Origin of the sequence: Streptomyces sp. NPDC017936 (assembly GCF_044328485.1) — a bacterium.
In the GTDB taxonomy this organism is placed as follows: Bacteria; Actinomycetota; Actinomycetes; order Streptomycetales; family Streptomycetaceae; genus Streptomyces.
In genome coordinates this window covers 59,851-79,204 of the sequence record NZ_JBIRHK010000018.1, presented here as the reverse complement: position 1 = coordinate 79,204, position 19,354 = coordinate 59,851, and the positions used below count along the sequence as shown (strand labels likewise).

At 70.7% G+C, this 19,354-nt stretch carries 38 protein-coding genes; 34 read left to right on the top strand and 4 right to left on the bottom strand.

What is annotated here, in order from left to right:
* The first annotated feature begins 238 nt into the window (after positions 1–238).
* From ACH4F6_RS31670 to ACH4F6_RS31620, 11 genes are all read left to right on the top strand, one after another.
* The gene (locus ACH4F6_RS31670) at positions 239–1,012 is read left to right on the top strand and encodes a DNA-methyltransferase (protein WP_397963804.1); all 774 of its coding nucleotides are present in this window, start codon (positions 239–241) and stop codon (positions 1,010–1,012) included.
* A 71-nt stretch (positions 1,013–1,083) separates the two neighbouring features.
* On the top strand, positions 1,084–1,269 hold the full coding sequence (locus ACH4F6_RS31665) for a hypothetical protein (protein ID WP_397963803.1): 186 nt from the start codon (positions 1,084–1,086) through the stop codon (positions 1,267–1,269).
* A gap of 35 nt (positions 1,270–1,304) precedes the next feature.
* Positions 1,305–2,015, top strand: a complete 711-nt coding sequence (locus tag ACH4F6_RS31660) for a hypothetical protein (protein WP_397963802.1) — start codon at positions 1,305–1,307, stop codon at positions 2,013–2,015.
* Positions 2,016–2,256: 241 nt separating this feature from the next.
* Positions 2,257–2,580 (top strand): hypothetical protein, encoded by a 324-nt coding sequence (locus ACH4F6_RS31655; RefSeq protein ID WP_397963801.1) that lies wholly within the window; start codon positions 2,257–2,259, stop codon positions 2,578–2,580.
* Positions 2,577–2,762 carry a hypothetical protein gene (locus tag ACH4F6_RS31650; protein WP_397963800.1) on the top strand — a complete coding sequence of 62 codons (186 nt, stop codon included), beginning with the start codon at positions 2,577–2,579 and terminating at the stop codon, positions 2,760–2,762. The genes ACH4F6_RS31655 and ACH4F6_RS31650 overlap by 4 nt, the downstream gene beginning before the upstream one ends.
* Positions 2,762–3,019 (top strand): sigma factor-like helix-turn-helix DNA-binding protein, encoded by a 258-nt coding sequence (locus ACH4F6_RS31645; RefSeq protein WP_397963799.1) that lies wholly within the window; start codon positions 2,762–2,764, stop codon positions 3,017–3,019. The genes ACH4F6_RS31650 and ACH4F6_RS31645 overlap by 1 nt, the downstream gene beginning before the upstream one ends.
* Positions 3,016–3,207, top strand: coding sequence for a hypothetical protein (locus tag ACH4F6_RS31640; protein WP_397963798.1), 192 nt, complete (start codon positions 3,016–3,018; stop codon positions 3,205–3,207). Before ACH4F6_RS31645 ends, ACH4F6_RS31640 begins: the two co-directional genes overlap by 4 nt.
* Positions 3,204–3,485, top strand: a complete 282-nt coding sequence (locus ACH4F6_RS31635; RefSeq protein ID WP_397963797.1) for a hypothetical protein — start codon at positions 3,204–3,206, stop codon at positions 3,483–3,485. Before ACH4F6_RS31640 ends, ACH4F6_RS31635 begins: the two co-directional genes overlap by 4 nt.
* Positions 3,482–3,883 (top strand): hypothetical protein, encoded by a 402-nt coding sequence (locus ACH4F6_RS31630; RefSeq protein ID WP_397963796.1) that lies wholly within the window; start codon positions 3,482–3,484, stop codon positions 3,881–3,883. The genes ACH4F6_RS31635 and ACH4F6_RS31630 overlap by 4 nt, the downstream gene beginning before the upstream one ends.
* Positions 3,884–3,931: 48 nt before the next feature.
* The gene (locus ACH4F6_RS31625) at positions 3,932–4,570 is read left to right on the top strand and encodes a hypothetical protein (RefSeq protein ID WP_397963795.1); all 639 of its coding nucleotides are present in this window, start codon (positions 3,932–3,934) and stop codon (positions 4,568–4,570) included.
* Between the two features lie 67 nt (positions 4,571–4,637).
* A complete protein-coding gene (locus ACH4F6_RS31620) occupies positions 4,638–5,168 on the top strand; it encodes a hypothetical protein (RefSeq protein WP_397963794.1) in 531 nt (176 codons plus the stop codon).
* 63 nt (positions 5,169–5,231) lie between these two features.
* Here the strand turns inward: ACH4F6_RS31620 and ACH4F6_RS31615 are convergent, their stop codons facing one another.
* From ACH4F6_RS31615 to ACH4F6_RS31600, 4 genes are all read right to left on the bottom strand, one after another.
* On the bottom strand, positions 5,232–5,948 hold the full coding sequence (locus ACH4F6_RS31615; protein WP_397963793.1) for a GntR family transcriptional regulator: 717 nt from the start codon (positions 5,946–5,948) through the stop codon (positions 5,232–5,234).
* Positions 5,945–6,352: an NUDIX hydrolase gene (locus ACH4F6_RS31610; protein WP_397963792.1), complete on the bottom strand. Its 408-nt coding sequence runs from the start codon at positions 6,350–6,352 to the stop codon at positions 5,945–5,947. The genes ACH4F6_RS31615 and ACH4F6_RS31610 overlap by 4 nt, the downstream gene beginning before the upstream one ends.
* Positions 6,349–6,975 (bottom strand): NUDIX domain-containing protein, encoded by a 627-nt coding sequence (locus tag ACH4F6_RS31605; protein WP_397963791.1) that lies wholly within the window; start codon positions 6,973–6,975, stop codon positions 6,349–6,351. The genes ACH4F6_RS31610 and ACH4F6_RS31605 overlap by 4 nt, the downstream gene beginning before the upstream one ends.
* Before the next feature lie 132 nt (positions 6,976–7,107).
* A complete protein-coding gene (locus ACH4F6_RS31600; RefSeq protein ID WP_397963790.1) occupies positions 7,108–7,353 on the bottom strand; it encodes a hypothetical protein in 246 nt (81 codons plus the stop codon).
* Positions 7,354–7,620: 267 nt separating this feature from the next.
* On the opposite strand from ACH4F6_RS31600, the gene ACH4F6_RS31595 reads away from it, so the two are divergent.
* The 23 genes from ACH4F6_RS31595 (at position 7,621) to ACH4F6_RS31485 (ending at position 19,353) form a co-directional block, all read left to right on the top strand.
* Positions 7,621–8,043 carry a hypothetical protein gene (locus ACH4F6_RS31595; RefSeq protein WP_397963789.1) on the top strand — a complete coding sequence of 141 codons (423 nt, stop codon included), beginning with the start codon at positions 7,621–7,623 and terminating at the stop codon, positions 8,041–8,043.
* Complete coding sequence (locus tag ACH4F6_RS31590) at positions 8,040–8,264, top strand: hypothetical protein (protein ID WP_397963916.1); 225 nt, start codon at positions 8,040–8,042, stop codon at positions 8,262–8,264. Before ACH4F6_RS31595 ends, ACH4F6_RS31590 begins: the two co-directional genes overlap by 4 nt.
* Positions 8,264–8,440: a hypothetical protein gene (locus ACH4F6_RS31585; RefSeq protein ID WP_397963788.1), complete on the top strand. Its 177-nt coding sequence runs from the start codon at positions 8,264–8,266 to the stop codon at positions 8,438–8,440. Before ACH4F6_RS31590 ends, ACH4F6_RS31585 begins: the two co-directional genes overlap by 1 nt.
* Positions 8,437–8,562 carry a hypothetical protein gene (locus tag ACH4F6_RS31580; protein WP_397963787.1) on the top strand — a complete coding sequence of 42 codons (126 nt, stop codon included), beginning with the start codon at positions 8,437–8,439 and terminating at the stop codon, positions 8,560–8,562. The genes ACH4F6_RS31585 and ACH4F6_RS31580 overlap by 4 nt, the downstream gene beginning before the upstream one ends.
* Positions 8,563–8,659: 97 nt before the next feature.
* Positions 8,660–8,866 (top strand): hypothetical protein, encoded by a 207-nt coding sequence (locus ACH4F6_RS31575; RefSeq protein WP_397963786.1) that lies wholly within the window; start codon positions 8,660–8,662, stop codon positions 8,864–8,866.
* A 15-nt stretch (positions 8,867–8,881) separates the two neighbouring features.
* A complete protein-coding gene (locus ACH4F6_RS31570) occupies positions 8,882–9,067 on the top strand; it encodes a hypothetical protein (RefSeq protein WP_397963785.1) in 186 nt (61 codons plus the stop codon).
* 70 nt (positions 9,068–9,137) lie between these two features.
* On the top strand, positions 9,138–10,205 hold the full coding sequence (locus ACH4F6_RS31565) for a hypothetical protein (RefSeq protein ID WP_397963784.1): 1,068 nt from the start codon (positions 9,138–9,140) through the stop codon (positions 10,203–10,205).
* 180 nt (positions 10,206–10,385) lie between these two features.
* The gene (locus ACH4F6_RS31560) at positions 10,386–10,619 is read left to right on the top strand and encodes a hypothetical protein (RefSeq protein ID WP_397963783.1); all 234 of its coding nucleotides are present in this window, start codon (positions 10,386–10,388) and stop codon (positions 10,617–10,619) included.
* Between the two features lie 130 nt (positions 10,620–10,749).
* On the top strand, positions 10,750–11,217 hold the full coding sequence (locus ACH4F6_RS31555) for a hypothetical protein (protein ID WP_397963782.1): 468 nt from the start codon (positions 10,750–10,752) through the stop codon (positions 11,215–11,217).
* A 1-nt stretch (position 11,218) separates the two neighbouring features.
* Positions 11,219–12,055: a hypothetical protein gene (locus tag ACH4F6_RS31550; RefSeq protein WP_397963781.1), complete on the top strand. Its 837-nt coding sequence runs from the start codon at positions 11,219–11,221 to the stop codon at positions 12,053–12,055.
* Positions 12,056–12,143: 88 nt separating this feature from the next.
* Positions 12,144–14,171, top strand: a complete 2,028-nt coding sequence (locus ACH4F6_RS31545) for a hypothetical protein (protein WP_397963780.1) — start codon at positions 12,144–12,146, stop codon at positions 14,169–14,171.
* Between the two features lie 8 nt (positions 14,172–14,179).
* Entirely contained in the window at positions 14,180–14,626 is a 447-nt protein-coding gene (locus ACH4F6_RS31540; RefSeq protein ID WP_397963779.1) for a hypothetical protein, read from the top strand.
* 11 nt (positions 14,627–14,637) lie between these two features.
* Positions 14,638–14,826 (top strand): hypothetical protein, encoded by a 189-nt coding sequence (locus tag ACH4F6_RS31535; protein WP_397963778.1) that lies wholly within the window; start codon positions 14,638–14,640, stop codon positions 14,824–14,826.
* 137 nt (positions 14,827–14,963) lie between these two features.
* Entirely contained in the window at positions 14,964–15,191 is a 228-nt protein-coding gene (locus ACH4F6_RS31530) for a helix-turn-helix domain-containing protein (RefSeq protein ID WP_397963777.1), read from the top strand.
* 29 nt (positions 15,192–15,220) lie between these two features.
* A complete protein-coding gene (locus tag ACH4F6_RS31525; RefSeq protein WP_397963776.1) occupies positions 15,221–15,766 on the top strand; it encodes a class I SAM-dependent methyltransferase in 546 nt (181 codons plus the stop codon).
* Positions 15,759–15,983 (top strand): hypothetical protein, encoded by a 225-nt coding sequence (locus tag ACH4F6_RS31520; protein ID WP_397963775.1) that lies wholly within the window; start codon positions 15,759–15,761, stop codon positions 15,981–15,983. Before ACH4F6_RS31525 ends, ACH4F6_RS31520 begins: the two co-directional genes overlap by 8 nt.
* A 20-nt stretch (positions 15,984–16,003) precedes the next feature.
* Positions 16,004–16,177, top strand: a complete 174-nt coding sequence (locus ACH4F6_RS31515) for a hypothetical protein (RefSeq protein WP_397963774.1) — start codon at positions 16,004–16,006, stop codon at positions 16,175–16,177.
* Complete coding sequence (locus ACH4F6_RS31510; RefSeq protein ID WP_397963773.1) at positions 16,174–16,467, top strand: HNH endonuclease; 294 nt, start codon at positions 16,174–16,176, stop codon at positions 16,465–16,467. Before ACH4F6_RS31515 ends, ACH4F6_RS31510 begins: the two co-directional genes overlap by 4 nt.
* 2 nt (positions 16,468–16,469) lie before the next feature.
* On the top strand, positions 16,470–16,673 hold the full coding sequence (locus ACH4F6_RS31505) for a hypothetical protein (RefSeq protein ID WP_397963772.1): 204 nt from the start codon (positions 16,470–16,472) through the stop codon (positions 16,671–16,673).
* 6 nt (positions 16,674–16,679) lie between these two features.
* Positions 16,680–16,916: a hypothetical protein gene (locus tag ACH4F6_RS31500; RefSeq protein ID WP_397963771.1), complete on the top strand. Its 237-nt coding sequence runs from the start codon at positions 16,680–16,682 to the stop codon at positions 16,914–16,916.
* A 27-nt stretch (positions 16,917–16,943) separates the two neighbouring features.
* Entirely contained in the window at positions 16,944–17,147 is a 204-nt protein-coding gene (locus tag ACH4F6_RS31495; RefSeq protein WP_397963770.1) for a hypothetical protein, read from the top strand.
* A 109-nt stretch (positions 17,148–17,256) separates the two neighbouring features.
* Positions 17,257–17,736, top strand: coding sequence for a hypothetical protein (locus tag ACH4F6_RS31490; RefSeq protein ID WP_397963908.1), 480 nt, complete (start codon positions 17,257–17,259; stop codon positions 17,734–17,736).
* Between the two features lie 213 nt (positions 17,737–17,949).
* The gene (locus tag ACH4F6_RS31485) at positions 17,950–19,353 is read left to right on the top strand and encodes a terminase (protein WP_397963769.1); all 1,404 of its coding nucleotides are present in this window, start codon (positions 17,950–17,952) and stop codon (positions 19,351–19,353) included.
* The last annotated feature ends 1 nt before the right edge of the window (position 19,354 follow it).

The following is a 19,354-nucleotide window of genomic DNA, read 5'->3' as shown; positions in this document are numbered from 1 at the left end:
CCGAACTGCTGCGCCCGCGGCATACGCCCTCGATCCGAGCGCGCCGACGGCTCCCAGATCCGTTCCGCCTACCGGTGCCCCCGCTGCGGCCACGCCTGGATCACCAGTCGACTCCGCAGCGCGTACCCCGCCGCGTGACCCGTCCGGGTGCCTGGCCGTGCGGTACCGCCGCGTCCGGCCCGACACCACGGCCGTGCCCGCACCAGCCCCGACCACCCGCACACCACCAGGAGGAGACATGAACAACCCGCCGTACTGGAAAGACCCGGACCGCGGCCTCACCCTGTACCTCGGCGACTGCCGCGACGTGCTCCCCAACCTGCCCGAACAGCCCACCGCTTGCGTCACCGATCCGCCCTACGGCGAGACCGCAGCCGACTGGGACCGCTGGCCCGACGGCTGGGTCGACGCCGTCGGTGCCGTACTGCCCCCGTCTGCGTCGCTGTGGTGCTTCGGCTCCGCCCGCATGTTCCTGGAGCACGCCGCTGACTTCACCGGCTGGCGCCTCGCCCAAGAAGCCCTGTGGGTCAAGCGCAACGGCTCCGGTCCCGGCTCCCGCGACCGGCTCATCAAGGTCCACGAGTGGGCCTACCACTGGTACCGCGGCCGGTGGACCGAGCTGCACCACGTATGGGAGCGGGAACGGACCACCGCGAACAAGGGCACCGTCCGTAAAGCGTCGCGGGCTGCAGCCCACCAGCGGGACGGGCGCGCTACGACATGGCAGGACGACGGCACCCGTCAGCCCCGCTCGGTGACCTACGTGGTTGAGGCGCCGTCCGTGCGGCTCCGTAAGCGGCACCAGGACGAGAAGCCGCTCGCCGTGGTGATGCCTCTGGTCCGCGAGTGCACGCCGCCCGGCGGCCTGGTCGTCGATCCGATGGCTGGCTCCGGGACGGTGCTCGAAGCCGCCGCGCTTCTCGGGGTCCGCGCTGTGGCCATCGAGCGGGACGAGAAGTCCTGCGAGGAGATTGTTCGCCGTCTGTCCGCGCTCACGCTGCCCGCCGCATGACCACCCAGCACGCCGGCCGCTCCGGGCGGAATCCGGAGCGGCCGTGCCCCCACCGTACCGAGGAGATCCCCGTGCCTGTCACTCACCAGATCACGTGTGCCGGCGAGGACTGCCCCGAGTGGTCCATCACCTCCAGCCTGCAGCCCGTCACCCGCCAGCAGCTCGCCGCCGACCACCGCGCCCAGCTCACCGCGGAGGGCTGGAGCGACGTCGAGGGCCGCGACTACTGCCCCGACCACACCGAACCGCAGCCGTGACCACCCTGCCCGCCCCGCCTCACGAACGGATGACCATGACCACCGACCAGCCAGCCCGCTACCGCCGCACCCCCGCTGAGATCGAAGCCGTCCAGTGGACCGGCACCAACGCCGACGCCCTCCGCGCCTTCGCGGGCAGCGACTTCGACACCATCGACCCCGAGGACCGCATCGAGGACCCCGACCAGGACGCCCAGCTCCTCGTCGAAGCCAGTCACTGGGTGGGGATCAAGCCCACCGACTGGGTGGTGAAGTACGAGGGCTACTTCGTGGCCAAGGCCGACGCGACGTTCCGCGCGGTGTGGGAGCCCGCCGTCTCGCCTGTCCCGCCGCCCACAGACCGGGCCGCCGTCCTCACCGAAGCGATTGCCGCGCTGGACAAGGGCCTGGAGCGGTTCTTCAAGGACTGGCCAGAGGAGCCGAAGAACTCCCCCTGGGTCCTCGGTTGGAAGGACGCAACCACCGAGCTGCGCCGTATGGCCACCGCGGGCCGCTGCGTCTGTGACCACCCGGCCGACGAGCACAGCGTGTACGGCTGCGCCGACGGATGCGGCTGCGAGTGGATGCCCAAGCCGCCCGCCGTCGGGGAGCAGCCCGAGACGCAGGAGACGACCGCTACCGTCCACGCCATCCCACTGCCCGGCTCCAACGGCATCAGCTCCTGCTGCGGACGACCGCCCTGCGAGTTCGTCGGGGAGCGCGTGACCCGCGACCCGGACGAGGTCACCTGCCGGGGACCCGAGTGACCACCCTGCCTGTCTGGTTGCCAGCCGTCATCGCCGCCTGCCTCGCCGCCGCCGTGGTGTGTGCGGTCGGGGCGGTGGTGTCGGCGGTGGCCGACCGGGTCAGCCCTCCGGGCGCCCGAGAAAGGCCACAGACGCCCGCAGGGGCGCCTGAGAGCCCCTCGCGCGGCTCTCGCGACGCCGGACCCGCCCCCAAGCCCTCACAGAGGCGCTGAGCGCCCCGCCAACCCGCCAAGGAGAAACCGTGACCGCCGACCAGCTGTACCGCGCCCTCGGCCAGCGCCTCCGTACCGCCCTCGACCGCAAGCCCGCCTACCCGATCGGAGCCCCCGTGTCCGACATCCCGACCCCCCGCGACCTGCACAAGCCCCAAGCGCCCGCCAACGGTCTCGTCGCGCACGGCGAACCCGTCGACATCGGCTGGACCAACGGCATCCTCGACGCCCGCCTCCACCTCACCGTCCGGCCCGACATGGACCCGCTCGAACGCGACCAGCTCCTCGCCGACCTGCGAGACGCTCTCGCCCCCGTCGTGCCCGTCCGGCCCACTGCGGAGAAGAAGCCGTGACCCGGCCGCCGCTGCGCTGGCAGCCCGACGACGGCTCCGCCGCGATCCTCGCCGCCTACGCCCGCCGCGGCGACCGCCTCGGATCCGTCATCCGCCGCGCCCTGCTCCTCCTCGCCCGCGCCGACGGACTGCTGGACACCCGCGGACAGGTGCGCCGGCCCGGACCCGGGAGGAGGGCCTGATGCGCAACCAGCCCGGAATGCCCCTCACGCCCAGACAGGCCGAAGCCCTCACCACCGCCGCTACCGGCGCCACCCTCCGCCAGGTCGCCGACGAGATGGGGATCACCCGCGAGCACGTCTCGATGCTCCTGTCGAACGCCTACCGGCGGCTCGACGTCACCTACCTGCCCCGCGACCAACGCCGCGCCGCAGCCGTCCGCATAGCCCGCCGGCGCGGGCTCATCCCCGCCCCGAACGCCAGCAAGGAGACGGCATGACCGACCCCCGCTGCGACGCGGCCCGCCTTCTCGGCCCGCTGCACGCCCCCCACGAGTGGAGCCCCGACCCCGACGCGGCACCCGTCCACTGCCCCGGCGGAGACGCCCACGACGCCGGCCCGTCCGTCCGCGAGGCCGCCGCCGACGACCGCCGCTGGTGGGACGGCGAAAAGACGGGGGAACGGTGACCGAGCAGCTCGCCCTCGATCTCGTCCTCCCCGAGCCCGCCGACCCGGAGCCTGCCCCGCGCACCTACTGGGAGAACCGCGGGCCCAACCGGTGGGAGCCGGTGATCGTCCGCACCCGCTACGCCGTGCCCGGCCCGCCGCCCGGTCTGTTCCCGCACGTCACCACCGCACCGGCCGCGCCGCGGAATGTCCTCGTCGAACGGGCCGACGGCAGCCGCGACGCCCGGCCCGTCCGACTCCTGCGCACCAAGAAACCCCGCAACCGGGAGACGCCGTGATCCGTGAAGACCGCTTCTTGATCAGCCGCAAGCCCTACGCCGTCGACCTTGCCTCGTTCCGTCGATCCGAGCGCGACCCCGACAAGAGCTGGGCCTGGTACTCGATCGATGCCGTCTGGTTCCGGCGCCGCCGCAGCGAGACCGTCGCCTGCATCGGCAACTTGCGCGACATCATCGACGACCCCACACCGACGACCGCCGAGGAATTCCTGCGCCGGTTCACCGACGGCCGCTACGGCGGTGACTGCCACGGCCGATGGGACGGCGACTCCTACTGGGGCACCGGCACCCTCGCCGACCAGGAGCAAAACCTCGCGATCCTCCGCCCCATGCTCGCCAACTACCCGGCGATCCCCGACGGCTACGACGGCTGGTGGACCTTCCAGCCCCAGCGCTAGCCAGCCTGACCCGCCGCCCCGCCCGCACCACAGCAAGGAGCCCCGCCGATGTTCGACGACGACGCCCCGTCGCCCCGCTGCGTGATCTGCCCCCGCCAGCTCCTCCACCACGAGACGGGCCGGTACATCTGCATCCCCTGCGAGCATCGCATCGACGCCGACCTGCGCAAATTCGCCGGGCCCGCCGGCCTGTACGCCCGCCTGTGCCTGCGCATCCAGCCTGGGCGGCGCGGCGGCGACGGGCCCGCCGTATCCGGCACCCCCGGCCGCGGCACCCCCGCCAACCTGGAGATCCTCTCCCTCACCGCGAACGGTGGCATCGTCTCCATGCTGGAGACCTGGGTGGAGGACTGGGCTACCTACGGGCTCGCCGTCCACGGCACCGGCGGCCGGCTTCAGCACCGCGTCGACCAGGCCGTCGACACCCTCCGCCGCAACCTCACCCGGGCTGCGTCCCGGCACCCGGCGCTGGACGAATGTGCCAGAGAGATATTTCAGGCCGCCCGCCAAGCAGAGGCGATCATCAGCGGCGAACGGTCCCCCCGCCGCGTCGCCGTCCAATGCCCCTGCGGCACCGCCACCACCGTCACCCTCGACACCGACGGCTTCGAATGTCGCAGCTGCGAGAGGGAGTACGGGCACGGTGAAGCGCTCAAGCTGCCGCTCGCCGAAAGGCGGGCCGCGTGAAGAGGGCCCGGCCCCGTGCCGCTTCCGCCAGACTGAGACCCGCCAACCCGCCCAAGGAGCCCTGACCGTGCGCAGCGACGACATCCTCGACCAGATCGACAGCGCCCTCCACGACTGGACCGTCAGCGACGACGCCATGCGGTCCGCACCCGAGCCCCTGCCGTTGCCCGGGCGCGTGCCCGTGGTCGAGATGCGCAGCCAGCCCGAGGCCGGGACGATCAGCCTCGACGGAGCCAGCGCCTCAGTGATGGTCATGGACGAGGCAGGGGAGTGGCAGGAGCTCGGCGGCGTCAGGAGCATCGACTTCCACATCCAGCCGCCCCAGATCGACCCCGAATTCCAGCGCACCTGGCAGGAGTTCCGGGAGCACGTAGCCCGCGTCGAGGCCGAACGGATCCGTCGAGCTCGGGCAGTCATCGAAGCCTTCGGCCGCGCCTACATCGAGGCCGTGAAGCCGGCCGCCGAATCGGCCGCCCGCGCCCTCGCCGCACTGCAGGAAGCCCTCCAGCGCGACGTCGGAACCCCGAACGCCCCCGGCCGCCGCGACGGCCGGCCCGCCTGGCAGAGCCCCTACGGCCCGCCGCGCCGACGCCGGTAGCCCGACACGACGGAGCCCCCCGCACCCAACCGGTGCGGGGGGCATCCGTGCGTCTGGGGTCGGCTATGCGGCGTTACGGCGGGCGTCCTCTGCGACGACTGCAGCCACGAACGCCGTCCACTGCTCGTCTGTCATTTTCGCCCTGATCTGCGCCGCGCCTTTCTCCGGCCTACTGGGCGCGAATCGAAACGTGCGGTATACGAGGTCGCTGTCCTCCAATGGAACCGGAGATGGCGCGTGCGTCGAAGCCGGTGAATCCGAGTCCGCACTGCTGCATACGTAGCGGCTGTGCGGACGCGGCTGGTAGCAGAGCCCTTCGTCGGCCAGCCGCCTAAGTGCGAGGTTGCAAGTGTTATCGGTGACGCCGAAGCGCTGGAACAGTTCCCGCGCCGTTGGCATACGGTCACCTGGGCGAATCCTGCCACTGGTGATGTCGGAGCGGAGAGCGCGTGCGACCTGATGGGACAGCGGATCCCTGTGCGTGACCGCCCGGTTGATCTCGGGCGATTTGATACCCCATTGGCCCCAGGAGCTATTCCGGCGAGACATCTTGGCCCGATTATGTGCAGGGTGTTCGGATTCGATGGCGGCCGTTTCCGCCGCATCCGCCGCCTCGCGGGTGGCGAACCATTCGACCTCCTTGCGGGCCACCTGCGGCCACCACTGCGACGTCGGCGAGTGCGCATGCCCTTGCCAGCGAAGTTCGGGGTCCTTGGCGATGCCGACGTAGAGCAGTACGTCATCGGCATCGAAGAGGCGGTACAGGGCCGTCCTTGTCATGCGCCGAGCACCCCCTCCAGGTACTCCTGCACGGGCTCGTACAGCCCGTAGGGCACGTACTGGGGGATCTCGTCGAGGGCTACCCAGGCGACCGCGTCGAGCTCGTCCTCGTCCGCGACCTTCGCCTCACCCTGCAGCACCTCGCAGGCCGTGTACGACATCGCGCGGCCCGTCTTCGGGTGGACGCGCTCGCCGAGCACCTTCACTGCGGCCACGACCAGGCCGACCTCCTCCACCGTCTCCCGCACGGCCGCCTCCTCGACGCTCTCGCCGTCCTCGATGGCCCCGCCGGGCAGGGCCCACAGGAGGTCGCCCTCGCGCTGGCGTCGACGGATCATCAGGAGCTTGCCGTCCGCGACCACGACGGCCATGGAGAGCGCGGGCTGGTCGGTGGTGTCGGTCATGCGAGCGCCTCCAAGATCGGCGGGTAGATGGACTGCTCAGGGATGAAGCGAGTCAAGGCGGTGCGGGGCGCCCACACCACGTCCGCGTTCTCCAGCGGATCCCGGTTGGACGCCTCACCGGCGAGGTGATCGGCCAGGAAGTATGAGGCCACTACTCCGGTCACCGGGTGCACGCGCTCGCCCAGCTGCTCGCGGATCCGGCAGTGCACTCCGGTCTCGCCGTGCGTTTCCTGGGCCGCGACGGCGGCCGGGTCGGCGCCGGGCTTCACCATGCCGGCCGGGAATTGCCAGCGGATCTCGCCTTCTCCGCGGCGGCATACGAGGAGGACGTCGTCGCCCTTGAGGACGATGGCGATTGCCACGCGGAGGGCTTGGGCCTCGACGGCGGCTGAGGCGGGGCGGGTGAGGATGCTGAAGCGTCGTTGCACCGAGGGCGAAGACCTCTCGTAGGCGGTGTCGAGGGCGGACTGGATCTCGGTGCGCGGCACGGTGGCGGGGGTGGCGTGCCAGTTCGCCACCGTGCGGACCGCGACGCCGAGGTGGTCGGCGAAGTCGTCGTTCGTCATGCGGAGGGCCTGCTGCAGGGCGCAAGCGGTGCGGCCGGTCCACGTCACGACGTCCACTCTGCGCCCCTTGCCTGATCGTCTCGGGCGTTCTGCACTACGACTGCATCCCTGCTGCATCGGCACTGCACCGGCCGGTCATGGCGACCCGGCTACGGCACGGCTTGACTCAAGGGCATGAACATCGCCCGGTCATCTGCCCTTGGCGATTTGCTCTGCTCGGGAGCCAGAAACGCCAAGCAGTTCGCCGACCTCGCGCCACGGTCGGCCCTCCTTCAGTTCGGCAACGATGGTCTTTTCCATCTCTCTGCCGATTCGATCGCCAGTGGCCATCGCTTCGCGGAACTCCCGGACCGCACGGAAGCGCTCGAGGAGGTCTTCGATGCCCGTGATCCGTCCCGTCTCGGACTCGATTGCGGAGGTGAGCGCTTCTGTCATGGACGTAGCGTATGGGCCATTCAGCGCGACTTCAAGACTCCTCTTGACAGTGCGGGCGGGGCGAGGACAGGATGTAGCTCAACGACTCCAAGGCCCCCCTTGAAGTCGGGTAAGTCGTTCACTCTCACCGGGCTTCGGCCTGCGAACGGCGCCACAACAGAAGACGGGCCGGACACCGCGACTCTCACCTCGCAGGCCGGCCCTACCACGAGGATTGTCTGAAGGGACCCCCTCATGGCACTGCGAAAGTCTAGCCCTACCCAGGGCTTGCCCGCTGCGCGGGCTCTGAGCCTGACCCTCGAGGCCGAGGTCATGGCGGACATCGACACCGGCAGCCTGTCGCTGGTCGCGTCCACCGACCCGCAGCTCGCCGACCTCGGCGACGTCACGCCGGCCCGCCTCCGCGAGATGGTCGCCACCGCGCGCACCCAGCTCGCCGAGTTCGAGCGCCTCGCCGACGAGCAGGACGCCCGCGACACGCTGGCCACCCTCCTCGCCGAGCGCGACGTCCAGATGGAGGAGTGGGACACCGAGACCCTCGACCCGAAGCTGCGCCGCGAGTTCGTCGCCTTCGCGATGGTCCGCGAGGACGGCCTGCGCCTCGTCGTCGTCCCCACCGGCCAGGACCCCATCGCCCGCCTCGCCGCCGTCCGCGACCTCATCGAGGACATGCAGGGAGGTGCGGCGTGACCGCCTCGACCATGTCCGCGGCGGATGTCGCCGCGCATGAGGCCGCGTCCTACGTCCGTAAGCCGCGCACCGTCCTGGAGCGGTTCCCCGCCGGGGGCCCGCGCGGGTCGTGGCCGGCGGAAGAGTTCGCCGCCGCCCGCCGCAGCGAGGGCCGCGAGGCCGACGTCGTCATGGACCTCGCCTCGGACTCCTTCCTCGTGATCGTCGAGGAGGTGGCGTGATGGTGAACATCGACGACTCCCGCCGTGACCGTGAGGTCGCCAGGGCCCGCGAGGTCCTGGCCGACGCCGAGCAGCTCGACTTCTCCAACCGCTGGGCCATCGCCTGGATGCTCGGTCGGATGGAGCAGACCGTGAAGTCGCTGGTCTACCTCCTCGACGAGGAGGCGACGCCGTGACGGAGCAGCAGGCCGCCGACCTTCTCGCGCAGCAGCGAATCGAAGCCGCTCGGCTTGCCGCCGAGGCCGCCGAGGCTGCCCGCGCTGAGGCCGCCCGCCTGGCCGCCGAGCAGCAGCGCTAGCCCCACCCCTAGACCGGCCGCGGGCGGCACGTCCAATCCCCCCGTCCCGCCCGCGGCCATCCCACCTCCCACCCGTTTGATCCAGAAAGGCACCGTCATGTCCCTGACCCTCGTCACCTCGCCGCCGTTCGACCCGGACGCCGCGGACTCCGCGGCCCGCGCCCGGCTGATCGCGGACTGGCTCGCCGCCGACTCCCGCGGCGACCGCATCGCCGCGGCCCGCATCGAGTGGGAGGCCGAGCAGTACGACCCGGCCCTCGCCGACGAGATCACCGCCCTCCGCAACACCCTCGCCGCCGCCTGACCCGAGAGGAATGAGATGCCCGGCTACGACCACGAGATCGAACCGCTGGAGATGCGTGTGACGGATCTCCGCAATCACCAGAAGGCCACGCAGGCCAGGGGGAGCGAGGAGGCGGCCCGGAAGGCCGGCGACGAGATCGACTCCACCCTCGACGAGATCAACTACATCCGCACCATGCGGAGCCTCCGAGCGCAGGACTGACCTTCCCAAGCCGCCGGACGGCCACTTCCCCCGCCTGCCGCCCGGCACCCCACCCCTGAAAGGAGGGGCCATGAAGCACCTCAGTCGTCTCGGCCGCGTGGACGCGTTCGCCGTCGTCGAGAAGCTGCTCACGCTCGCTTCCCTCGTCCTGGTCGCCGTGACGGTCGGCGGGCAGCTGGGCCACATGGTCGGCCTGGACGACACGTTCGGCACGGTCGTCGCCTGGTCGATCGCCCTCGTCTATGACGCCCTGTGGATCGGGGCGCTGCGCATGTCGGAGATCGCGATCCGGCAGCGGTCCCGTGTCGGCATGGCCGTGATGCTGGGCCTGTCCGCTGTGGCGGTCGGCGTGTCGACGGCGACGCTGCTGGTCCTCGGTCACGCCCAGGTGTTCGCCGGCGTGCCGGTGGCTGCGGCCCTCTTCATGGGGCTGCGGCTGTTCGCCGGGAACGTCCTGGCGGACGCCGGCACCGCCGCGGTAATCGCGGAGCAGTCGGCGGCCGACCGCAATGCCCGGGCGCTGGCTGCCGCCGAGGCCCGGCATCTGCGGTCGGAGGCCGCCACCGACGTGCTCACGGAGACCGCCGGGCACCTCGCCGAGATGGAGCGACAGACCGCCCGGGCCGAGGTGCTCACCAAGGCCCAGGCGCAGATCAACGAAGCCCGCGCGAAGGCCGAGGGGCGCCTCGCCGAGTCCGAGAAGAAGCACGGCGTGGCCGCGATGGCGTTCGCCGGCCGCGACCTGGCGCTGACGGCGTCACGCCCCACTGTGACACCTAGGCGTGTCACGGGTGTCACACAGGCCAAGGCGGAAATCGCGGCCGTGACACCACCCCCCGTGACCCCGGACGAAACGGACAGGGTCGAGGGGGATGAGACGGCGCCCGCCGAGGGCGGTATGACGCTCGAGGACCTGGCCGCCGTCGCTGGGGTCGACCTTCCGCAGCCGGGTGTGACGCTCACCGACGAGCAGCTCGAAGTCGTCCTTCGGTGGCTGCGCTACGACTTGCACCCGCCTCGCTCCTACCGGCAGGCGCAGTCCGAATTCCGTAAGCACGGCTTCCAGGGTGGCGAGCATCGCGTGCGCCGCATCTGGGGCGAGATCGAGACCCGCGAGGCCAGTACCCCCACCCGATAGCCCCCGGTGTTCCCGGTGGCAGCCATCCCGCCCGGGGCGGCTGCTGCCGAGACTGCCGGAAGCAGTCGAAGAAGCAAAACCCCAGCTCAACCCCGGTGAGTGACCCGGTGAGCGGAACCATCGCAGACCCGGCAAGCAGACCCGGAACCCAGATCCCGACCAGCAGAAGGAGGAAACGTCGTGGCGACCGCCCGCCGCCCGTCCCGTAAGGCCCTGCGACAGGCGCGGTCCGCCCAGTTCCTGGGCGACCGACGCAAGGAGGCCGAGACACGAGGACCGTCCGCGGTACTGGCGGTCGCCATGGACCAGCTTCGGTCGGCGATCTCTCAGCTCCCCGAGAACAGCCGGCCCGACGCAGCTGCTCGGGCCACCCAACTCATCGACCAGCTCCGCCAAACCCTCACCGACAGCTAACGGTCCGTAATGGCTCAACGGATGGCTCAAGCCGTCCCGGCCCGAGCCAGCGGACCCCAACGCGCCCGCTCGCGCCCGCGCGCGCGAGGAAACCACTAACCCACCGTAACCGCAAGGGGGAACCCCGAAAATGCCCGCCATCGACGCAGGGATCTCCGCCGCCACCGGCGGAACCTGCCTCGGAGCCGCCGGCGTCCTGTACGTCGCCGACCGCCTCCCCTGGATCAACCAGCTCGCCGCCAAGATCAAAGGGCCGCAGATCCAGGTCCTGCTCGTCCTCACCGCATCCATCGGCCTCGTCTCCACCCCCGTCGGCCGGCTCATCAACCAGGCCACCACTGCCGTCGACGGCAAGGTTGACGCGCTGGCGGGGGAGTGGACCGGCTTCGGCATCATGTTCGCGCTCGCCACCGCATCCCTGCTGTGGCTGATCAGCGACTTCATGACCGGCGTCAAGCCGCGCACCCTGCTGCTCGCCGCGTTCACCCCGCCCCTGGCCGTGATGATCCCCGGGGCGCTCGGCGAGATCGCCGCCAGCACGCTCGGCTTCATCGCCACCCAGGTCGGATCCCTCGCCATGTGGCTGATGGGAGGCTGACATGCTCGGCCTCATCCTCCTGCTGGCCATCGCCTACGCCTGCGCCTGCGCCATCGACAACGCCACCTCCGAGGTGTCGAAGAAGCACAAGAAGCGCATCGCGAAGGCGTCGAAGAAGAAGGGGCGCCGTCTCGGCGCGAAGGCCGCGGCGTGGGCGGCCACCGCCCTCACTGCCGCCGGCACGTTCGCCAAGGCCTTCGCGCAGGGCTTCAAGCGCGAGTGGCCCAAGGCGAAGAAGCGGGCCGCCGAGAAGATCCGGCGGGCCGAACCCGCCGCCGTCGAGGAGCCCAAGCCCGCCCCCGCCCCGGCAGCCCCGGACGTCGAGACCGCCGCCGGCGAGGAGAGTGCCGCACCGGCCATCCCGGCCCAGGCCGACCCCGAGGCCCGAAAGCTCGTCCTGATCAAGAACGACACCCACACCCACAACACAGGAGTCCTCATGGCCATCGCCACCATCCCCGAGATCACCGGCGTCAACACCCTCAAGTCCGCCGTCGCCCGCACCGCCTCCGAAGCGACCACCACCGCCGAAGAGGCCAGCGCCATGGCCCAGCGAGCCCAGGACGAGATGGCCGCCATCGAAGCCATGATCGAGCAGGCCGCCGGCCTCGAATTCGGCGACGACGGCGGCACCCTCCAGGAGCTCGCCGCCCTGCGCGACATGTGCGCCGCCGCCCTCGAAGCCGCGCAGAAGCTCCAGCAGGCCATGGTCGACAAGGCCGCCATCGCCGCCCAGTCCTCCCGCAACATCCACACCCGGCACGGCGGCATCCAGGAAGCCGTCGCCACCACCGGCGGGCGCATGGCCTCCAAGCAGGCCTACACCGCCGACGTCTGACCCCACCCCCACCCCAGCGGCCCCGGCCACCCGCGCCGGGGCCGCCCACCCCCTTCAGACTTTCCAGCCCGCAGGAGTAGCAGCCGCCATGCCGAAGACCATCACCGTCGAGAAGACCGACGGCACCGACGACCGTCCGACGAAGACGCGCAAGGCCGGCTCCTCCCGCAGCAGCAACTCCAAGGCCGCCCGGCGCGCGCTGCGCCTCGCCTACCGCACCCGCCGCGGCATGGCCCCCCTCTACGCCACCGCCGCCCAGGCCATAGCCGGCAGCGCCCTCTCTGTACCCGACGACGGATGGAAGACCGCCCTCGCCGCCACCGTCACCGGCGCCGCCGCCACCGCCGCATGGGGTCGCTGGGAAATGCGCGTCGGCAAGAAGCGGCTGCGCAAGCGGCTCCCCGCCCGCGCCGACTACCTCGCTGCCGCGTCCGCCGTCACCACCGGCGGCAGCCTCATCACCGCCATGGCCGCCACCGGAGGCCTCCAGCCCGGCCACAGCCCCTACCCGGCCCTCGTCGCCGCCTGGGGTATCGGCCACGGCATCTACTGGTGGCGTCGCGGCAAGAAGACCGCCGCCCCCGCGCCCCTCCTCGCCGAGCAGATCCAGCTGTGGCAGGACGAGGTCGCCTGCGCCGACGGGCCGCTGCCCGGCTCCGACCTCAAGAACGTGATCACCACCGACTACGGCTGGACGGGCGTCATCGTCGTCCGCAAGGGCAACTGGCGAAAGGCTCACGCTGCCGCCGCCGACATCGCTGGCGCCCTTGACCTGCCCGAGGAGATGCTGCAGATCGAGAAGGCGACGGGCCAGTCCGCGAAGCGGGCCATCATCGCCGTCTTCGACCGCAACCCGCTGCAGAAGCCCACCGACCACCCCGGCCCGCAGATCCTCAACACCAAGACCGGGCAGGCCGCCGTCGGCCTCTTTTACGACGGGGCGCCCGCCCACTACGCGTTCTGGAAGCCGTCCGGGCCGGTCCACACCGTCGTCTACGGCGCCACCGACGGCGGCAAGTCCCGCTTCCTCGACATGCTGCTCGGCACCGAACGCCACAACGGCATCGTCTCGTGGGTGTGCGACCCGCAGGGCGGGCAGTCCCTGCCACGCTGGCGGGAGGCCGTCGACTGGTACGAGGACACCGCCCAGGGCGGCCTCGCCATGCTGTACGCCGTCCGCAACGTCATGTACGAGCGGTCCGCCCGCTACTCGATGATGGAGTTCGTCGACCACAAGGGCCGCAAGCTGCGCGGCCGGGACCACTTCGTCGTCGGCGACCCCGACCCGCTGATCTCCGTCACCATTGACGAGGCGCACCGCGTCCTGAACCTGCAGGGCGCGCCCGCCCTGGTCCTGGAGATCATCCAGATGGCCCGCAAGTGCGGCATCAAGATCCGGCTGGTGTTCCAGGGCCCCAAGGCCAACATGTTCGGCAACGCCCCGGAGTCCACCGACATCCGTGAGCAGGCCCAGTCCGGCAACACGGTCATGTTCCGCACCGCCAGCAGCCTCACCGACTCCATCGGCCTGCCCGGCTGGGACGTCAACCCCAGCCAGCTGCCCATGTACTGGCCCGACAAGACGTCCACCGCCGGCCTCGGCTACATCAAAGGCCCCGACAACCGGCAGGCCCAGTTCCGCGCCTACTTCGACCGCGACCCCGCCCACTGGGCCACCACCGGCGTCACGCCCACCGTCGAAGCGTCCGCCGCCGCGGTCTGCGGCAAGGCCTACCACGAGCGTCTCGACCGGCTTGAGGCCCGCCTGCGCGGCGAAACCCCAGTGCTGCCCGACGACGCCTTCAGCGACGGCCCCGCCGACCCGGCCCGCGTGGTCCCGTCCAGCGACCCCATCGCGCAGGCCTCCGCGGCGATCGCAGCCGAAGCCCCCGCCGGCACCGACGACAAGGTGCTCGCCTTCCTCGCCGAGCGTGGACGTCCCGTCGGCCGCATCACGATCGCGCAGGAGACCGGGCTGACCATCAGCGCCGTAAAGAACGCCCTCACCCGCCTCAAGACGAAGGGCCTGGCCGTCGCCGTCGACCGCGGCATCTGGGCCCACCCCGACCACGCCGACACCCCCGCCGACCCCACCGAACTCGACGCAGCCGCCTAGGAGAACCCGTGAACGAGCCCCTCATCCCCGCCAGCGAGGAGGTCGCCGCCAAGGAGCACGCCGACCGGCTTCTCGCCACCGCCTTCCGCGACGACAGCCCCCTGCCGCGCCACGGCGCCGCCCCGCCGGTCCCGCAGCCCGGCCGGCCGCCCATGAGCCAGGGCGCCACCGACGCCAGCGCGCTCATGCTGTCCGGCAGCGTCCTCACCGCCACCCTCGGCGGATCCGCCACCGCCATCCTGTGGGCCTCCGGCCACGCCGACCCCGCCGTCGTCGCCACCGTCTTCGGCGCCCCCGCCATCTTCGCCCTCGCCATCGCCCGAGTGCTGAAGCGGGCCAAAGACGCGGCGCCCGACCAGCATCACCACCACTACAGCGGGCCCGTCTACCAGGACCAGCGCACCCAGCAGACCAGCACCCGCGGGCTGATCGCCCGCACCCACAACACGCAGTGAAGGAGAATCCGATGGAGCGCTACCACTCCCTGTACTGGCTCTACACGATCCTCGCCCCGCTCATCCTCGGCGTAATCGCCCTCGCTCTGATCGCCCTGCCCGGAGACCCGAGCACCGGCCGCATGCTGATCGGGCTGGCGGTGTACATCGCGATCGCCGTCGTTGGCGGAGCCGTCGTCACGCGGTGCCTCGACCGCTGAGCCGACGACTCGCCCGCACCACCAGCCACTTGACAGGCTGACCAGGACCGAAGCAAACTCTGTTCAATCTGATACAAGTGTCCCCAGGGTCATCGCGCGCGCGGTGGCCCTTCGGTGTTCCTGGGGGGAGGTGCAACATGCCTCCCGGCTACGTCACCGCCGCCGATGCCGCCTGGTACGCGGGCGTGCCCGTCGGCACCATCTGGCGGTGGGCCTCCGAAGGTCGCATCTCCAAGACCGGCCGCGGCAAGCAAGCCCGGTACTGCGTGTGGGACCTGCCGAAGGCCCGCCGTGACGAGTACACGCGCGAACTGCTCGCGCCCGGCCAGGCTCCGCCGCTGCCCGCCGGCGCCCGCGCCGCCTGATTGTCCCGCCGTCCGAGGAGGAGGCCGCCATGCCGACGAGCATCGCTGAGGGCAAGGACTGGTCCCTCGAACGGTTCAAGCGCCACCAGCCCGACACCGTCTGCGACGTCGGCCCCGGCGAAGGGACCTACGCGAAGCTGTTCCGGCCCGTACACCACGGCGTGTGGTGGACCGCGGTCGAGATCCACAAGCCGTACATCCGTAAGTACGGGCTGAAGAACACCGCGAAGCGCAAGGACATGTACGACGAGGTCCACAACCTCGACGCGCGTGAAGCGCCCGAGCACCTGTACTTCCGGGACCTCGTCATCTTCGGTGACGTGCTGGAGCACATGCCCCGCGAGGACGCAGTCGCCCTGCTGCGCAAAGCGGAGGCGGCCGGCTGCTGGAACATTCTCGTCAGCCTGCCCATCGTCGAAGCCCCGCAGGGCGAGGTCGACGGCAACCCGCACGAGGAGCACGTCCACCACTGGGACGCCGACGACATGGACTCCGTCCTCGCCGAACTCGGCGGCCGCGTCGAGAAGATGCGCGGCGGGACGCTCGGCGTGTGGTGGTGGTCGCGCCGTGGCTGAACTGCGCGGAGCCGACATCGAGATCGTCGAGCAACGCAAGGGACTGACCGGCGGTGCTGACGTGGTGCTGCCGAATACGGTCCGCATCAACGGCACATCCGTCGCCATCCCGGCCGACTCGCTCATCAAGATCGGCGACATCACGGACGGAGAGCTCGTCACCGTCACTCTCACCGTCTTCGCACGCAGCGTCACCATCCGAGCCGAAGACGCCTGACACATGGAAGGCCCGCGCCCATGGCCCGCTACCTGATCACCTACATGGACGGCGAGACCGAAACGATCAACGCCGACAACATCGAACCCTCCGGCGGCCAGTACATCGGCTGGGCCGGAGACGGATCGGCAGTCGCCTACATCCCTGCTGGAAACGTTCGCAGCATCGTCCGCCAGGATGACGGCGAGGAATGAGCGGCGGCTGGCGGGGCTCGGACCGCAAGGCCCGACTGCCGTCCGGCTGGGAGAAGATTCGGGCCCGCATCCTCGCCCGCGACCCCATCTGCGTCCTCTGCAGCGTGCGCGAGTCCAAGTTCTGCGACCACATCGAGGCCAAGACTGACGATCACAGCGAGGCCGCTCTCCAGGGCGTGTGCGGCCCCTGCCACGACCAGAAGTCCAGCAGGGAAGGCAATGCCGCCCAGCGCGCCAACCCGCGGCCCGGACGCAGGCGGCCGCCCGAGCAGCACCCCGGGCTGAGGTGACCATGCCGCGCTACCTCATCGTCCACCCCCGCGACCAGAAGCGGGACGACGTCCTCATCGAAGATCCATCCCTCAGCCTCCGCTTCGAAGCCGGCTGGGCCATCCTCTCCGACGCGGGCGGCGTCTGCCTCGCCATCCCCTCAGGGCAAGGGGCCAGCATCCAGCGGGTAGACGAGGAGCAGGAGCTCGCGCCGCAAGAGGAGTGATCCACTGTGGCAAGCAAGGGACGAAGCAACCGAGGCAACGCAGCCACGCTGCGCAGGTACTGGACCAGCGGACCAGGCGCGGCCAAGATCCGATGGGGTACACCCGGCGACTGGACCAGGTGCACCCGCCAGCTGCACAAGTACATGGGAGCCAGGGCCAAGGGCTACTGCCAGCTCCTGCACCGCAGGGCGACAGGCGTGTACACGGGCAGCAGGGCCAACGTCGGTAGGCGCAGCAGGTAGGCGAGCCGGCTGCGGAGGGAGGCTGACGTGGACGTCTCCCATGTGCGGCAGCGCGTGCAGGCCATAGCCGACGCAGCGCCCGACTTCGAGGTGCAGCACAGCCTGGAGGACGAGCTTCTCGCCGACGTGCTCGCATGCATCGTCCGCAGCTCGACCGACCCGACCGCCAGGGCGCTCGCCGGCGCCGCCCTGGCTGCGCAAGAGATCGACTTCGAGCGGGCCTGCTCATGATCACCTGGGGGGATACCCCATGATCATGATCTTTTCGGATCGGGGCCGTATACACGCTGTCTGTGGCTACGGGTCTGGGGACTTCGGATCATGAAGGGTGGTGGTCCGCATGGCCGGCCGCGGCCCCCAGCCGAAGGACCCCGCCCGCCGGGCGCGCGCCAACAAGGACCCGAACCCTCAGACGCTGCTGCGCTTCGAGCAGGCCGAGGCGCCAGATCTCCCGGTCCTTCAGGTGCGGGACGGCGGCGAGATGATCGATGTGCCCTGGCCGCAGCGCACCCTGGACTGGTGGGAGATGTGGAAGGCGTCGCCGCAGGCGGAGCACTTCTCGTCAACGGACTGGGACTTCCTGCTCGACACGGCCGTGGTCCACGCCCGGCTGTGGTCGGGTGAGATGTCAGCGGCGGCTGAGCTGCGCCTGCGGGTGGCGAAGTTCGGCGCGACGCCGGAGGACCGGGCGAGGCTGCGAATGCAGTTCGCCCAGGCCGACGAGGCGGACAGCAAGCGGCCGGCTGGGAGCTCATCGCGGAAGCGGTACGCGGATCTGAAGGTGCTTCCTGGGGGTGGCGATGCCGTGGAGGGGTCCTAGCTACCAGGGGGAGATGCCCACCCTCGGGTGGCTGGTGCTGGACTGGATGGGCGAGATGCTCGCGGCCCCGGACCGCACAGAGTACGAGCCTCTGACGCTGACCCGCGAGCAGGCCCAGTTCATCCTCAATTTCTACGCGATCGACCCGCGGACGGGGAGGAGGCGGTACCGGCGCGGGGTGTTGTCGCGGCCGAAGGGCTGGGGAAAAGTCCGGTGCTCGCCGCCATCGCCTGCGCTGAGGCGCTGGCCCCTGTCATCCCGGATGGCTGGGATGCGGACGGCGAGCCTGTAGGGAAGCCCTGGGGAGAGGTCCGCACGCCGTGGGTGCAGCTGGCCGCGGTGTCCGAGGACCAGACCCGGAACGCGTGGGCGCCGCTGCTGGAGATGCTGCGCGAGGGGCCGGCGGTGGATGAGTATCCAGGTCTCGAACCGCTGGACACCTTCATCAACTTGCCGAAGGGCCGCATCGAGTTCGTCACCAGCGCGGCGACGAGCCGTGAGGGCAACAGGCCGGTGTTCTGCGTGCTGGACCAGACGGAGGAGTGGCGGCCTTCCAACGGCGGGGTGAAGCTCGCCGCGACGCTGCGCCGCAACCTGGGCAAGACCAACGGCAGCTCGATCGAGTCCCCGAACGCGTACCTGCCCGGTGACGGCAGCGTCGCCGAGGAGTCGGCCGAGTACTACAAGCGGATCTGCGAGGGCCGGGCGAAGGACGACGGCCTGCTGTACGACCACCGCGAGGCGCCGCCCGAGACGGACATGGCGGACCGGGAGTCGCTCTTGGCGGGCCTGGCCTACACCTACGGCGACTCGGCGGATGCGGCCGGCGGCTGGGTGGACTTGGAGCGGATCGCTGCCGAGGTGTGGGATCCGGCGACGCATCCGCAGGACGCTCGCCGGTTCTACCTGAACCAGATCACGCATGCGTCGGACTCGTGGATCTCGCAGCCCGAGTGGGCGAGCGCCCTGGATGCAAGCAAGACGGTGTCCAGCAGAGACGAAGTTGTGCTCGGATTCGACGGTTCCCGTAAGCGGAGCCACAGCGTCACGGATGCGACCGCCCTGGTGGGTTGCCGGATCTCGGACGGTCACCTGTTCCTGCTGGGTTGCTGGGAACAGCCGGACGGTCCGTTCGGGGTGGACTGGCAGGTCCCCACTGTGGAGGTTCTGGCGGCCGTCGAGGAGGCCTTCCGGGACTACAAGGTGGTCGGCATGTACGCGGACCCCGCGCTCTGGGAGTCGCACGTGGCTGGCTGGGAGGCGAAGTACGGACGCCGGCTGAAGGTGAAGGCGTCGGCCAACCATCCGATCGAATGGTGGATGACCGGCGGCCGCGCGGGGCTGATTGTGCGGGCGCTGGAGAAGTTCCGCTCGAGCGTGGTGGACGGCGAGCTGACTCACGATGGGGCGAGTGCGCTTACGCGGCATGTGCTGAACGCGCGCCGCCGGACATCCCGAAGCGGCATCCAGATCATGAAGGAGCACCCGGAGTCCCCGCGAAAGATCGACGCGGCGCTCGCGGCGGTTCTGGCCTGGCAGTGCCGGGTGGACGCGATGGCCAAGGGCCTCGGACGTAAGAAGACAGCGCGAGCAGGCAGGGTGGTGGTGCTGCGGTGAC

What these genes read in the sequence shown, in the direction of transcription:
- ACH4F6_RS31615 (WP_397963793.1), bottom strand. Translation starts at nt 5,948, where the DNA reads ATGACAAGGACGGCCCTGTACCGCCTCTTCGATGCCGATGACGTACTG.
- ACH4F6_RS31645 (WP_397963799.1), top strand. Translation starts at nt 2,762, where the DNA reads ATGCGCAACCAGCCCGGAATGCCCCTCACGCCCAGACAGGCCGAAGCC.
- ACH4F6_RS31550 (WP_397963781.1), top strand. Translation starts at nt 11,219, where the DNA reads ATGCTCGGCCTCATCCTCCTGCTGGCCATCGCCTACGCCTGCGCCTGC.
- ACH4F6_RS31670 (WP_397963804.1), top strand. Translation starts at nt 239, where the DNA reads ATGAACAACCCGCCGTACTGGAAAGACCCGGACCGCGGCCTCACCCTG.
- ACH4F6_RS31505 (WP_397963772.1), top strand. Translation starts at nt 16,470, where the DNA reads ATGCCGCGCTACCTCATCGTCCACCCCCGCGACCAGAAGCGGGACGAC.
- ACH4F6_RS31600 (WP_397963790.1), bottom strand. Translation starts at nt 7,353, where the DNA reads ATGACAGAAGCGCTCACCTCCGCAATCGAGTCCGAGACGGGACGGATC.
- ACH4F6_RS31660 (WP_397963802.1), top strand. Translation starts at nt 1,305, where the DNA reads ATGACCACCGACCAGCCAGCCCGCTACCGCCGCACCCCCGCTGAGATC.
- ACH4F6_RS31490 (WP_397963908.1), top strand. Translation starts at nt 17,257, where the DNA reads ATGGCCGGCCGCGGCCCCCAGCCGAAGGACCCCGCCCGCCGGGCGCGC.
- ACH4F6_RS31535 (WP_397963778.1), top strand. Translation starts at nt 14,638, where the DNA reads ATGGAGCGCTACCACTCCCTGTACTGGCTCTACACGATCCTCGCCCCG.
- ACH4F6_RS31545 (WP_397963780.1), top strand. Translation starts at nt 12,144, where the DNA reads ATGCCGAAGACCATCACCGTCGAGAAGACCGACGGCACCGACGACCGT.
- ACH4F6_RS31530 (WP_397963777.1), top strand. Translation starts at nt 14,964, where the DNA reads ATGCCTCCCGGCTACGTCACCGCCGCCGATGCCGCCTGGTACGCGGGC.
- ACH4F6_RS31555 (WP_397963782.1), top strand. Translation starts at nt 10,750, where the DNA reads ATGCCCGCCATCGACGCAGGGATCTCCGCCGCCACCGGCGGAACCTGC.
- ACH4F6_RS31525 (WP_397963776.1), top strand. Translation starts at nt 15,221, where the DNA reads ATGCCGACGAGCATCGCTGAGGGCAAGGACTGGTCCCTCGAACGGTTC.
- ACH4F6_RS31510 (WP_397963773.1), top strand. Translation starts at nt 16,174, where the DNA reads ATGAGCGGCGGCTGGCGGGGCTCGGACCGCAAGGCCCGACTGCCGTCC.
- ACH4F6_RS31575 (WP_397963786.1), top strand. Translation starts at nt 8,660, where the DNA reads ATGTCCCTGACCCTCGTCACCTCGCCGCCGTTCGACCCGGACGCCGCG.
- ACH4F6_RS31640 (WP_397963798.1), top strand. Translation starts at nt 3,016, where the DNA reads ATGACCGACCCCCGCTGCGACGCGGCCCGCCTTCTCGGCCCGCTGCAC.
- ACH4F6_RS31565 (WP_397963784.1), top strand. Translation starts at nt 9,138, where the DNA reads ATGAAGCACCTCAGTCGTCTCGGCCGCGTGGACGCGTTCGCCGTCGTC.
- ACH4F6_RS31610 (WP_397963792.1), bottom strand. Translation starts at nt 6,352, where the DNA reads ATGACCGACACCACCGACCAGCCCGCGCTCTCCATGGCCGTCGTGGTC.
- ACH4F6_RS31515 (WP_397963774.1), top strand. Translation starts at nt 16,004, where the DNA reads ATGGCCCGCTACCTGATCACCTACATGGACGGCGAGACCGAAACGATC.
- ACH4F6_RS31625 (WP_397963795.1), top strand. Translation starts at nt 3,932, where the DNA reads ATGTTCGACGACGACGCCCCGTCGCCCCGCTGCGTGATCTGCCCCCGC.
- ACH4F6_RS31570 (WP_397963785.1), top strand. Translation starts at nt 8,882, where the DNA reads ATGCCCGGCTACGACCACGAGATCGAACCGCTGGAGATGCGTGTGACG.
- ACH4F6_RS31585 (WP_397963788.1), top strand. Translation starts at nt 8,264, where the DNA reads ATGGTGAACATCGACGACTCCCGCCGTGACCGTGAGGTCGCCAGGGCC.